The sequence below is a fragment of the Thomasclavelia sp. genome (assembly GCF_047249845.1).
Classification (GTDB): domain Bacteria; phylum Bacillota_I; class Bacilli_A; order Erysipelotrichales; family Coprobacillaceae; genus Thomasclavelia.
The window spans coordinates 20,334-33,748 of sequence record NZ_JBKTWO010000003.1 but is presented as its reverse complement, the minus strand read 5'-3'; the positions used below and the strand labels follow the sequence as shown (position 1 = coordinate 33,748).

General features: G+C 29.2%; 15 protein-coding genes and 1 riboswitch. Of the genes, 14 read left to right on the top strand and 1 reads right to left on the bottom strand.

The window, feature by feature from the left end; genetic code table 11:
* Positions 1-158 precede the first annotated feature (158 nt).
* The 11 genes from ACLR9T_RS01200 (at position 159) to ACLR9T_RS01150 (ending at position 10,060) form a co-directional block, all read left to right on the top strand.
* Complete coding sequence (locus tag ACLR9T_RS01200) at positions 159-1,595, top strand: hypothetical protein (protein WP_413107705.1); 1,437 nt, start codon at positions 159-161, stop codon at positions 1,593-1,595.
* Between the two features lie 132 nt (positions 1,596-1,727).
* Entirely contained in the window at positions 1,728-1,910 is a 183-nt protein-coding gene (gene rpsU / locus ACLR9T_RS01195) for a 30S ribosomal protein S21 (protein WP_003534573.1), read from the top strand.
* A gap of 100 nt (positions 1,911-2,010) precedes the next feature.
* Positions 2,011-2,202: a YabP/YqfC family sporulation protein gene (locus tag ACLR9T_RS01190; protein ID WP_413107704.1), complete on the top strand. Its 192-nt coding sequence runs from the start codon at positions 2,011-2,013 to the stop codon at positions 2,200-2,202.
* A complete protein-coding gene (locus ACLR9T_RS01185; protein WP_413107703.1) occupies positions 2,199-3,119 on the top strand; it encodes a sporulation protein YqfD in 921 nt (306 codons plus the stop codon). The genes ACLR9T_RS01190 and ACLR9T_RS01185 overlap by 4 nt, the downstream gene beginning before the upstream one ends.
* The gene (locus ACLR9T_RS01180; RefSeq protein ID WP_413107702.1) at positions 3,120-4,076 is read left to right on the top strand and encodes a PhoH family protein; all 957 of its coding nucleotides are present in this window, start codon (positions 3,120-3,122) and stop codon (positions 4,074-4,076) included.
* A complete protein-coding gene (locus ACLR9T_RS01175; protein ID WP_413107701.1) occupies positions 4,069-4,743 on the top strand; it encodes a response regulator transcription factor in 675 nt (224 codons plus the stop codon). The genes ACLR9T_RS01180 and ACLR9T_RS01175 overlap by 8 nt, the downstream gene beginning before the upstream one ends.
* A complete protein-coding gene (locus ACLR9T_RS01170; RefSeq protein WP_413107700.1) occupies positions 4,736-5,953 on the top strand; it encodes a sensor histidine kinase in 1,218 nt (405 codons plus the stop codon). The genes ACLR9T_RS01175 and ACLR9T_RS01170 overlap by 8 nt, the downstream gene beginning before the upstream one ends.
* Positions 5,954-6,061: 108 nt before the next feature.
* Positions 6,062-7,309 carry a S1C family serine protease gene (locus tag ACLR9T_RS01165; protein ID WP_413107699.1) on the top strand — a complete coding sequence of 416 codons (1,248 nt, stop codon included), beginning with the start codon at positions 6,062-6,064 and terminating at the stop codon, positions 7,307-7,309.
* 75 nt (positions 7,310-7,384) lie between these two features.
* Positions 7,385-7,756, top strand: a complete 372-nt coding sequence (locus tag ACLR9T_RS01160) for a hypothetical protein (RefSeq protein ID WP_413107698.1) — start codon at positions 7,385-7,387, stop codon at positions 7,754-7,756.
* A 1,105-nt stretch (positions 7,757-8,861) separates the two neighbouring features.
* A riboswitch (FMN riboswitch) is annotated at positions 8,862-8,974 on the top strand.
* Positions 8,975-9,054: 80 nt separating this feature from the next.
* Positions 9,055-9,699: a Gx transporter family protein gene (locus ACLR9T_RS01155; RefSeq protein ID WP_413107697.1), complete on the top strand. Its 645-nt coding sequence runs from the start codon at positions 9,055-9,057 to the stop codon at positions 9,697-9,699.
* A 1-nt stretch (position 9,700) separates the two neighbouring features.
* On the top strand, positions 9,701-10,060 hold the full coding sequence (locus ACLR9T_RS01150) for a methylglyoxal synthase (RefSeq protein ID WP_413107696.1): 360 nt from the start codon (positions 9,701-9,703) through the stop codon (positions 10,058-10,060).
* Positions 10,061-10,168: 108 nt separating this feature from the next.
* On the opposite strand, the gene ACLR9T_RS01145 is transcribed toward ACLR9T_RS01150, so the two are convergent.
* The gene (locus ACLR9T_RS01145; RefSeq protein WP_413107695.1) at positions 10,169-10,345 is read right to left on the bottom strand and encodes a ferredoxin; all 177 of its coding nucleotides are present in this window, start codon (positions 10,343-10,345) and stop codon (positions 10,169-10,171) included.
* Positions 10,346-10,464: 119 nt separating this feature from the next.
* On the opposite strand from ACLR9T_RS01145, the gene ACLR9T_RS01140 reads away from it, so the two are divergent.
* From ACLR9T_RS01140 to der, 3 genes are read left to right on the top strand one after another with little or no spacing between them, the layout of a single operon-like run.
* Positions 10,465-11,370: a hypothetical protein gene (locus ACLR9T_RS01140; protein WP_413107694.1), complete on the top strand. Its 906-nt coding sequence runs from the start codon at positions 10,465-10,467 to the stop codon at positions 11,368-11,370.
* Between the two features lie 42 nt (positions 11,371-11,412).
* On the top strand, positions 11,413-12,081 hold the full coding sequence (cmk, locus tag ACLR9T_RS01135) for a (d)CMP kinase (protein WP_413107693.1): 669 nt from the start codon (positions 11,413-11,415) through the stop codon (positions 12,079-12,081).
* Between the two features lies 1 nt (position 12,082).
* Positions 12,083-13,387, top strand: a complete 1,305-nt coding sequence (gene der, locus ACLR9T_RS01130; RefSeq protein WP_413107692.1) for a ribosome biogenesis GTPase Der — start codon at positions 12,083-12,085, stop codon at positions 13,385-13,387.
* Positions 13,388-13,415 lie beyond the last annotated feature (28 nt).

Genomic DNA, 13,415 nt, shown 5'->3' with positions numbered 1-13,415 from the left:
TTATTGAAACAAATCAGCAAGATTGCTGAGGTTGTTGGTAAAAAAATATAATTAAGCAATCTCTACTAGGATATGGTAGAGATTTTATTTTTTTATCGTTCTAAATTTGATATAATTTTAAGTGGATAAAGTTAATTAAAGGGGAGAATAGTATAATTATGATGGTAAAGAGATTTTTAGATCAAATTTATGAAGGATATGTTATATCTGGTAAAAAGTATTGTTTTATTTTAGGGGCTGGTGCTTCTAAAAATTCGGGAATACGTACTGGCGAACAGCTGATGAAAGAATGGCATAAGTATTTATGGGCTGAAGAAAGAGGGAATGAATATATTCAAGAGTGTGCTATGGAATTAGACCCAAGATATGGAAGAGATACATATAAACGTTTTTTTGATCAAAATTATGAAATAAAAAACGATGATTATTTTGATTTATTTGATTTGCGTTTTGCAGGAAGAGCAAGTGATGGATATTCATTTTTAGAAAATGAATTAGAAGGTAAAACACCAAGCTATGGATATTTTCCTCTTGCAACTATACTTGCCAATACTAAAAATCATTTAGTAATTACTACCAATTTTGATTCTTTAATTGAAGATGCGCTGTTTATTTATACAGATAAACATCCACAAGTAGTAGGTCATGAAAGTTTAGCTCCATATATAGAAGGGGAATTTAAAAGACCAATAGTTGCTAAAATTCATCGCAGTTTATATTTTAATCCGTTAAATCGAAAACAGGATATGGAAGCATTGGCGAAGAATTGGGAAGATGTTTTAAAAAAAGTACTTAAAGAATATATTCCGATTGTAATTGGCTATGCTGGTGGCGATCATACTTTGATGTCCTTATTAGAAAAAGAACCGATTTTATGTAATTCAGGAATTTATTGGTGTTATGTTGGTGATAAACCTGATGTAAGAGTATATAATGTAGTGATGAAAAATAATGGTAACTTAATAAAAATAGAGGGATTTGATGAAATTATGTTTCAAATTGCAGAAAAATTTCATGAAGAAGCAAATTTTAATGATCCAATTGAATATATGAAAAAGCAGACAGAAGAGCGCTGCCAAAAATATCAGGATGAGTTCAATAAATTAAAGAACTCGTCTATTATACAAAAGGATAAAAATGATCAATCATGGATTTATGATTTTTTGAATCGTCAATCTGCAAAAAATTATTACCATAATAGTTGGAAAGAATATAAAAACAAAAATTATGAAAATGCTTTAAGAGAAATAGAAGCTGCAATTGAATTATTTCCTCAAGAACCAGTTTATTATTATAGCCAGGGAATTTATCTCCATACTCTGAAAAAATTTAATGAAGCTTTAAAGGTAAAAAATAAAGCAATTGAATTAGCACCTCAAAAATCAGATTATTACTATAGTCGAGCAATTACACTATCTAGTTTATTAAAATTTAATGAGGCATTGATTGATATTAAAAAAGCAATTCAATTAAATTCTGATAATATAAAATATTATAAATGTGCATTAAGAATCGTTCAAAATTTAAATATGGAGACAGAAATAGGTAACTATAAAAATATAATTGAAGCGTTGGAAACAGAATTAAATCAATAATTATTTAAATAAATAGTAAAAATATTATTATTTTTTAACATTACTTCATATTTTTCCTTATTTTTCTTGCAATTATTAAAAAAAATATATATAATAGGAACGTACTTTAGAGTTAAAGGGGGGAATAGTTCGATGGCAAAAACTGTAGTAAGAGAAAATGAATCTTTAGATGACGCTTTACGTCGTTTTAAAAGACAAGTTTCTAGAACAGGAACCCTTGCAGAAGCTCGTAAAAGAGAGTTTTATGTTAAACCAGGTTTGAAAAGAAAATTAAAATCTGAAGCAGCAAGAAAAAATAACAAAGGTAAAAGATAAAAACTTGGGCTTATATAGGCCCTTTTTTGTTTGTAAAAGAATTTAATCGAAATATACGCATTTAGTTTAAAAAGATTCATATAATTAGTTAGGTGATTTGATGATATATATGGAAAGTAAATGTTTGTCGATTAAATATTATGAGTGTTTAATATTATTGGAAAATAATATTATAGAAATAAAGATGAAAGATAATATTATTAGAGTAACTGGCGAAAATTTAGAGATTAGATATTATAGTGATCAAGAAGTAATTATATATGGAAAGATTGATTGTTTAAGGTTCTTATGAAATTTGGATATGATTTATATGAAGTAGTCAGCGAAGATATTATCACTCTATTAAAATCATTTAAAGAAGATCACATAACTGTATTTCAATTAAATAAAGTCGATGATTTTACATATCGATTTTATCTTCCTATTTATCAAAGAATACTGGTTAGAAAATACCATTTAACGATTATTAAAAGTATTGGTGTATTATATTATTTATTATTGCTTTTTTATCGGAAATTAAGCATGGTAGGAGTTGTTAGTTTTGTATTGACAGTTTTTTTGTGTAATCAATTTATTTTTGGAGTTGAAATTATTGGTAATAATCCCAAGACGACTAAATTAGTAAATGAAGTCTTAGCTGAGAATCGTATTAGTGTTGGAGATCGTAAACGATCTTATGAACAATTAAATGATATTTATGATGATATGAAAGAGAAATTCAAGGGAAAAATAGATTATTTGAATATCTATCAGGAGGGTAGTGTTTTATTTATTAAATATACTAATAGTGTAGGAGCTAAAAAAGTTAAAAAAAGTTTTGAGAACATTTATGCTAGTAAAGATGGGGTAATCCAAAATATTGATGTTAGTAGTGGTAACATTATGGTAAAAGTTAATGATTATGTGAAAAAGGGAGATCTGTTAGTCTCAAATACTATTACTTCTACTAGTGAAGTTGATAAAATTGTAGAAACACAGGGGGTTATTAAAGCCTATACTTATATTGATTATGAAGCTAGTATAAGTAAGAAGAAACTGGATGATGGGGAAGCATTTAGTTATTTATTATATTCAATTCGTAGTAAACTAGGTACAATCGACAAAATAGATAGAGAAAAAGTTTTATCTTATGGTATAATTGGTGACAAGAGAGTATTAAAAATGCAGTATATTTTAATTGAAGATATTGCAACTAAAGAGGAGAATTAAATGACAGAACAAGTTAAATTAGAAGAATATAGTGTAGCTCAATTGAATAACATTTGTGGTAATCATGATGAAAATTTTAAAATGATTGAAGAAGCATTGAATGTTGAAATCTCACTTCGAGGTGACGAACTAAGTTTAACTGGAGAAAACAAGGATAACTTTAAAGAAGCAAAGAAGGTAATTGCAGCATTATTGGGACTTGTTTCTAAAGGAATCAGTATCACACGTAGAGATGTAGTTTATGCTTTAAAACTAGCTAAAGAAGATAAGTTAAGTAGAATTAATGAATTATATAGTGTGAGAATTACCAAAACAGCAAGTGGTAAAATGATTTATCCTAAAACAATCGGACAAAAAGAATACTATTTTGCCCTAAAAAATAATGATGTAGTTTTTGGGGTTGGACCAGCAGGAACTGGTAAAACATATTTAGCAGTAGTTTTTGCAGTTGATGCTTTAAAAAATAATATTGTTAAAAAAATTATTCTTACTCGGCCTGCAGTTGAAGCAGGAGAAAATCTTGGATTTTTACCTGGGGATTTAAAAGAAAAGGTTGACCCTTATTTAAGACCGCTTTACGATGCGTTACATGACATGTTAGGTGTAGAACAAACTGAGCGTTATATTGAAAAAGGGATAATTGAAATAGCCCCTCTTGCTTATATGCGAGGTCGTACTTTAGAAGATGCCTATGTTATTTTGGATGAGGCCCAAAATACAACAGATAATCAAATGAAGATGTTTTTAACACGATTAGGCTTTAATTCAAAAATGATTATAACAGGAGATATTACTCAAATTGATTTACCACGTGGAATGGAATCAGGACTTGTCAAAGCTTTAAAAATCTTAAAAGGAGTTAAAGGGGTTTCTTTTATTCATTTAACTGCAATGGATGTAGTAAGACATCCTGTCGTTCAAAGAATTATTGAAAGGTATGATGGCAAAAATGAATAAGATATTAATAATTGAAGATGATATATCGATTAATAAGATTTTAAGTTATGAGTTGAAAAATAAAGACTATCAGGTTGATAGTCTTTATGATGGTAAAGAAGCGTGTCAGAAAATTCTTTCAAATGATTATGATTTGATTTTGGTTGATTGGATGTTACCATATAAAGATGGAGTTAAGATTATTCGTGAATGTCGAGATAATGGCTATATTAAGCCAATGATTTTATTAACAGCTAGAAATGATCAGGATGATATAATCTTAGGTTTAGAATCTGGCGCTGATGATTATTTGACCAAACCTTTTCAAGCTAATATTTTAATTGCCCGGATCGAAGCTCATCTACGTCGTTATCATAAACATTTTAAGGGGATTTTAAAGTATCTGGATATTAAGATGGATTTGACAAAACATGAGGTTTTTGTTGGAGAAAATCGTATAAATCTTACTAAAGTAGAATATGATTTATTACAAATGTTTCTTGATAATAAAGAAGAGGTTTTATCAAGGCAGGAATTGTTGATGAAGATATGGAATTTTAATTATGATGGGGATACTAGGTTAGTAGACATTCATGTTTTTAAACTAAAATCAAAATTAAAAGAGAGTCAAGCTTGTTTTCAATCAGTAAGAGGGGTTGGTTATAAATTGGTGAGCAAAGATGAATAAGAATTATCAGAAGGTTATTTTTTCTTTTGTTGTAGTATGTATTTTGTTGTTTTGGAATAGTAGATATGCATTTCTTTATATAATAGGTTTTATGTTAGCAATGTTATATATATTGTATGATACAAATACTTCATATTTACAACAGATTGATTTTTATCGTCGTGAAAAAGAAAATGAGATTCGTGAAGTTGAGGGAGAAAAGGATTTTAATCATAAAATTCTTAATTCTTTAATTAAAACTATGAACTTACCAATGATTTTTGTTAATAAAGAAGGAACAATTATTTTTACTAATCAAAGCTTTAGAGATGCTTTTAATATTAAACATCTCCGTGGTAAATATTATAAGGATATATTTAAAGGACAATTATTAAATATTGTTGATCAAAGTTATATATTTGAACGAAAGTTTTCAACTGTTACAGCAATTAATGAGCGTTACTATCAAATAGAAACTACACCGGTATTTAGAGATAAGATTGTTTTTGATGGCAGTATTATTTTATTTACTGATGTTTCACAGGTCAAAGAAATTGAAAAAATGCAAAAACAGTTTTTTTCTGATATTTCTCATGAATTAAAGACACCAATGAGTGCTATAATTGGCAGTGTTGAAATTCTTCAAAAAGAAGGCGTACAAAATAAGGAAACTTTTAATGAATTTATGGGTATACTTTTAAAGGAAAGCTATCGTATGCAAAATATCATTGAGGATATTTTGGAATTATCACGTTTAGAACAACCCCAAGTTAGTTTATCACCAAGACTTATTGATATAAATTCACTAGTTAAAGATACAGTGGAATTATTTGAACCTCTTGCTAAAGATAAACATTTATCATTATTTTATCAGACTAAAGTATCCCGTGAATTAATGCTTGATTATACTACGGTTAAAACAATTCTTAACAATTTAGTTTCTAATGCAATAAAGTATTCAAAGTCAGGTGTTATTTCAATTAAGATATATAGTGATGAAAAAAATTTAACGATTAAAGTTCAAGATGAGGGTGTTGGTATTTCTAAAGATGATATTCCATTAATTTTTGATCGCTTTTTTCAAGTAGATCGTTCTAGAAGTAAAAAATTAGGTACTGGTCTTGGATTAAGTATTGTTAAAAGAATGGTGGAATTAAATAATGGAACTATAGAGGTTGAAAGTAATCCAGGGATTGGTTCTGTTTTTACGATAACTTTGCCTATTTTATAGAAAGGTATAGATTTCTTTACAAGTAAACCATTTTTTCACACAATATAAAAATAATTTGAACAAATTATTTACTTATGATTAATATGTAAAGTAAAAGGAGTGTTGAAAATGGAAGAAAGAAATCCAATAGAAGAAAATAAACCAATGGAAGAAAAAGAAATAATTGATGAAAAACCTTTAGAAGATAAACCACAAGAATCACAATCAGATTTTGGACCTGCAACAAGAATAGAAAGAAATAAAGAAATGTTTACTAAACGAAATAATTTTAAACTATTTCAAGTCATTTTAGTGATCCTAGTTGTTGTTTCACTTGGAGCTAATGTCTTTATGTTTACTAGATTAAATGATAGTAATTCACCTATATCATTAAATAGTAATTCAAAAGTTCAACAAGTAAATTATGATGTTAAAAGTTCAACTACTGATGTAATAAAAAAAGTTAGTGATAGTGTAGTTGGAGTATTAGTTTATTCTAATGGGGCAGCGAGTGGAAGTGGAAGTGGTGTTGTATATCATGTTGATGGTAAAACAGCATATATTATTACCAATGCTCATGTTGTTGATGGAGCTCAAGATGTTCAAGTTGTTTTCTCTAATAAAGAATCAGTTAAAGCTACTGTATTAGGTAGTGATAGTTACAGTGATATAGCTGTCTTAAAGTTAACTGCAGATTTTGATTTAACTGGTATTAAATGTGGAGATTCTAGTTTATTAGATCAAGGTGAAACAGTTTTGGCAATCGGAAGTCCATTAGGAATTGAATATGCAGGAACTGTTACTCAAGGAATCGTTAGTGGAACTGATCGTACTGTATCAGTAGATTTAAATGATGATGGTCAAGATGATTGGGATATGAATGTTATTCAAACTGATGCAGCTATTAACCCTGGTAATAGTGGTGGTGCATTAGTAAATATGGCAGGAGAGTTAATTGGAATTACTTCAATGAAATTATCAGATACTTCTGTTGAGGGAATGGGATTTGCTTTACCAATCAACGATGTAATTAAAAGTGTTGAACAAATTATTGAAAAAGGAAAAGTAACAAGACCACAATTTGGAATTTCAGGTATTTCTTTATCTGGATATTCTAGTTATCAATTACGTTATTATCGTATAAATACAGATTTAACAGATGGTCTTTATGTGGCTAAAGTTAGTAGCGGTGGTGCTGCTAGTCAGGCTGGTATCCAAGAAGGAGATATTATTGTTAAATTTGATGGTGAAAAAATCACTACTTATAAGAGCTTTTTAACAGCATTGTATGCAAAAGAACCAGGTGATAAAGTTTCTGTAGTAATAAATCGTGATGGTGTTGAAAAAACCGTTGAAGTGACTTTAGGTGAGCAATAATATATAGACATTATGATATGATGACCTCCTAATAGACAGTGTAAATAATTAAACACTGACTAGGAGGTTTTTATATTGTTGAGGAAACAAAAGTGTTCTAAAGAGTATAAATTAAAAATTGTTAAAGAACATCTAAATAATCATAAATCATCTTCTCATATCGAAAGAGAAGCAGAGATTATTTATTCGCTCATAAAAAATGGATTGAACAATATGAAGCTAACGGAGATATTAAAAATACTAATAAGTCATATACTAAAAGAATACATTCCTGAAGATAAGGAAATATATATGACTAAAAGTAGGAAAGTTAATAAGCAAGAACGTATAGGGATTGTAAAGTATTGTATGGATAATGATTTAAATTACACAAAAGCTGCTGAAGCATATGAAACAACGTACACTAATGTATTCAGTTGGTTAAGAAGTATCGTGAAAAAGATGTAGAGGGTTTAGGAGAAAAACTTGAACAAAGAATTAAAGATGACACAATATGAAGTAAAATTATAAAAAAGTGGATGAGATAGTAAGAAGAAAATATACAGAACTAGTAGATATGAAGTCGAATATCAAGCAGTCAAAGAAACGTACCAGGAAGAAATAAAACTAATATATCATCAATGTACAGTATATTACACGTGAAGAGAGCTAACTTTTTATATCATGAAAAGGGTGTTAATGACTTAGAAAACGAAGAATTAGCATTATATATAAAGATACGATGAAATGTTCGATCATACTCCTGGATACTGATAGAATCAATAGAGATGAAAACAAACACTATAATGATAAAAAAGTTTATAAAGTCATGCGTATATTAGGGATATAAAGTATTATCAGACCTAAACGACACAGTTGTACAATACGTAAGAATAATAATCCAATTAGGAATATTTTAAAGAGAGATTTCAATGCATCTAAACCTAATGAAAAATGAGCTGGTGATATTAGTGAATTTAAGTATGGTATTAAATATAATAAAAAATTATATCTTAGTGTATTTATAGATTTATATGATAGGGCAGCTGTTGGCCATGAAATAAGTGATTTTAATGATAACGCACTTGTGTTTAATTCATTCAAAAAAAGCACATAATGACAATTTTAATTTACACTCTTTAATATATAATGATGGTGGTTATCAATACACAAGCCCTGCATTCATTAATATGTTAAATCAAAGCAATATGGCTCAAAACATATCTATAGTTCACTGTTGTATTGATAATGGTGTTTGTTAGATATCAAAAAAGATTTAATGTACAAACACCATTTAAAATAAGAGATGCAGCATTATCATCAGATTTATCTACACTAAACCCAATACCAGAAAACAAAAGGATTATGAAATGAAAGGCTGAAGATTATAGTAATAATACTTGTTTAGCTTAATTTGTTTATTTCTAAATAATAAAAATGAAGTTATCAGAGATGATAACTTCAAATCTAATAATTTAATTATTTCATCTGTCTACTTGACAGAGGGAATTCAATGTTTTGATGTCTTTTGTTTGAAAAAAAATCGTTAATATGTTATATTTTAATATGAAAAGAAAGTCTTCAGGGCAGGGTGAGATTCCCGACCGGCGGTAAAGTCCGCGAGCGTAAGCTGAATAGGTGAAATTCCTATACCGACAGTATAGTCTGGATGGAAGAATGACATTTTTTAGTTATTAATAAATGTAGTTTTTTTGTCATGAAGATTAGTATTTTCATGATATTTTTTATTTAAGGAGAGAATTATTATGGAAATTACTAAGACAAGAAAAATAGTTTTATCAGCTGTTCTTGGGGCATTAGGAATGATTTTGGGATTGTTGGAAATCCCATATCCTTTAGCTCCATGGCTAAATTTAGATTTATCTGAAATTGTAGTAATAATGGCAATTTCAATGCTGGGATTTAAATCGGCATTATTTGTTTGTGGATGTAAATTTTTAGTTTCTGTATTATTTAAGGGGCCAGTAGGACCAATTGCAATTGGTCAAATTACTGCACTAATTGCTTCATTGACGATTTGTTGTGTTTATTATTTTTTATCCAAACATATAAAATTAAGGAAAGAATGGTTAACATATGTTGTAAATATGGTTATTACTATGCTTATTTTTGCCACTGTACTTTTTATAGTAAATTACCTTTTTGTTACACCAACTTATTTAATGCAAAAGCCAACCTGGTATACTGAACTTCCCTTTGCAGTTGATATAAATGCTTTTAATCAACAATATGGAACGAATATTTCAATACCTGGAGTATTGGGTTTCTTATCACCTTATGGTCAGGCTATTTTTATAATTTATTTCCCTTTTAACTTTATAAAGGGTGTTATTTGTGCTATTGTTTATTATATTGTAAGACCAATTGAGTCAAAATTTAAGGAGGCATAATATGAATATTGCTTTAATAGCTCATGATCAAAAGAAAATGGAATTAATAGATTTTGTAAAAGATAATGAGGAATTATTTTCTGAACATACATTATATGGTACAGGAACTACGGGTAAAAAAATTATGGAAAATACTAATTTAAATATAACTCGTTTTTTATCAGGTCCTTATGGTGGTGACCAGCAAATTGGTAATTTGATTGCATTAGGACAAATGGATATGGTTTTCTTTTTTAGAGATCCGCTTACAGCCCAACCCCATGAACCAGATATTAGTGCCTTAATGAGATTATGTGATGTTCACTCTGTTCCGTTAGCTTCAAATAAAGCAACAGCATTAACATTTTTAAAAGTATTATAAAGAATTAAACAGGCAATAATTTAGTCCTTTTTAAATGTCTTTATAAATAAAAGAGGCTGTAACGAGATAACGCTTTGAAACGTTATTTCATTACAGCCCTTTTTGCAGTTATTCAACTTCGATTGCTTCTACTGGACAGCTTTCAGCAGCTTCTTTAGCTCCATCAAGATTGTCTTCGCTAACTACTGTTGCTAAACCATCGTCACCCATTTCAAATACGTCAGGTGCAACAGCTGTACAAGCACCACATCCAATACAAGATTCATTAACTGTAATTTTAGCCATTATAAATTCCTCCTTTTGTGTACTATCATATTATATCTTAAATAAATATATTTTCCAATATTTTATAAAGGAAATAGTTAAAAAGTATGCTATAATGTTCGATGAAAGGGTGATTTAGAGTGGTTAATTCACGAGTTGACAAATATCGCGATTTAAGAAGCGGATTAAAAGAAGAGGTTGGAATAAATCGTGACAATATGAGTGATGTAATTGATGCAGTGGTAGACACTGATGATGAGGATGATTTTTTAATGTCCGTTAATCGACTTTTTGATAAACCGAATGAAAAAAAAGAAATTGAAGATACTCTAACAGAAGCAAAAACTTTTGAACAAATGCGTCAAGAAAGCAGCGAAGAGATTAATCGGGCTTTACGTAGTGCTAAAGTAAGTGTTGGAAAAGAAGCTCAATATAATACAAGAATGGATATTCTTAATAAAATTAGAGAGCCAGAAAAACAAGTGGTACGAATAGATAATTTTGATAATGTAGAAACTTCACAATTTTCTAAGGGGTATTTTGTAAAACCAAATAAAGAAGAATTGGTAGAAACACCTGAACAAATCGAAGCTAGGGAAGCAAAAAAGAAGATGACGCTAATGGAACGATTAGCAAGTATGTCACCTGATGAAGATGCTAAGAAAGCAAAGATTCTTTTAGAAAAAGAAAATGATATTCAAGAAGATAGAACTGATGAAGAACAAAATCAGGAGATATCTAATAAAAATGATTCTTTACAACAAACTGCTTCTTTAGAAGATATGTTACGTCAAATTAAAGAGAAGGATCAACGTGAGGTTGAAAAAGCTTTGCAACAAAAACAAACTAATAGTAATATAAAAAAGATTAAAAATGAAACAACTGACCAAACTGATAGTGAAGAAACTAAAGTTGGGAGTCGAGTTGAAGTGGTTGAAGAAAAGAAAAAAGATCGTGTCGTTAATATATTGAATTATGTTATCATTTTTTTAGTGGTTGTATTTATTGGTTTATGTGGTATGATAGGATATCAGTTATTCTTTTAAACTAAGGTTTACCTTAGTTTTTTTCAAGGAAGGAGGGGTATAATGAAAAAAATTTCGATTGCAATAGATGGTCCTAGTGCTGCTGGAAAGAGCAGTATAGCTAAAATTGTAGCTAAAAAATTGGATTATATATATATAGATACTGGGGCAATGTATCGTTGTGTAGGGTATTATTGTTTACAAAATAATATTGATTTAAATAATGAGACTGCAGTATCAGCAGCCTTAAAAAATATTAAAATCACAATGGATAGTGATAATCATGTCTATTTAAATGATTATGATGTTAGTAATCAAATTCGACAAGATGAAATATCGATGTCAGCAAGTTTAGTTTCGAGTTATCAGGATGTAAGAGAATTTTTAGTTAAACAACAGCGTCAAATGGCAAATGTAGGTGGAGTTATTTTAGATGGTAGGGATATTGGAACAGTAGTTTTACCTGATGCTAAATTAAAAATATATCAAAATGCTAGTGTAGAAACACGAGCTAAACGGCGATATTTAGAAAATAAACAACGAGGATTAGCAGCTGATTTAGAAACTATAAAAAAAGATATTGAACAACGTGATTATCAAGATATGAATCGAAAAATATCACCATTAAAAAAAGCAGAAGATGCTATAGTCTTGGATACTTCAAATTTAAGTATTGATGAAGTAGTAAATGAAGTTTTAAAATTAGCTAAACAAAGAGAAATGGAGGATTAAAATGGCCGGTGTAGTTGCGATAGTAGGGAGAGCAAATGTTGGTAAATCAACGATTTTTAATCGAATCGTTGGTGAAAGAATTTCAATCGTTGAAGATGTTGCAGGAGTAACACGTGATCGTATTTATGCTACAGCGTCATGGTTGACAAAAGAGTTTAGATTAATTGATACAGGTGGAATCGAGCTTAAAGATGCTTCTTTTATAACACAAATTAAAATGCAGGCAGAAATTGCGATTGAGGAAGCTGATTTGATTGTGTTTGTTGTCAATGGGCGTGAAGGGATTACACAAGAGGATGAATATGTTGCAAGATTACTTCAAAAAACAAAAAAACCAATTTTATTAGCTGTAAATAAAATAGATGATAATGCATTTATTAATGAGATATATGATTTTTATAGTTTAGGAATGGGAGATCCTATTCCGGTATCTGGAAGTCATGGAATTGGAATTGGTGACTTATTGGATGAAATTATTAAAAAATTAGATTTTACAGAAGAAGAGTTTGATGAAGATGAGATTCGTTTTTCAATAATAGGTAGACCTAATGTGGGTAAATCATCTTTAACTAATGCGATTTTGGGTGAAGAGCGTGTTATTGTTTCTAATATAGAAGGGACGACTCGCGATGCTATAGATACTGCTTTTGAAAAAGATGGTCAAAAATATCGAGTTATAGATACTGCAGGAATGCGGAAAAAAGGAAAAGTATATGAGAGTATTGAAAAATATTCTATTTTAAGAGCGTTATCTTCAATTGAAAAAAGTGATGTGATTATTGTTGTAATCGATGGTCAACAAGGTGTGATAGAACAGGATAAACATGTGGCCGGATATGCTCATGAAGCAGGTAAAGGAGTTATTCTTGTTGTTAATAAATGGGATCTTGTTGAAAAAGATGAAAAGACAATGCAAAAGAAGGAAAAGGAACTTAGAAGTCAATTTAAATATTTAGATTATGCTCGAATCATATTTTTATCTGCAAAAACTCATCAAAGAGTTCCGCAACTATTTCCGTTAATTGAAGAGTCATTTGTAAATTCTCATAAACGGGTTCAAACTAGTGTTTTAAATGATGTATTAGTTGATGCTCAGGCAATTAATCCAACCACAACTTTTAATGGTGGACGATTAAAGATATTCTATGCTAATCAAGTAAGTGTTTGCCCACCGACCTTTATTTTATTTGTTAATGATCCTCAATATCTTCATTTTAGTTATAAGCGATATTTAGAAAATCGTTTACGTGATTCTTTTGGATTTGAAGGTACACCAATTCATATTATTTGTCGTAAAAGAGATTAATCATCGTGCGCTTTTCTAATATGAATGT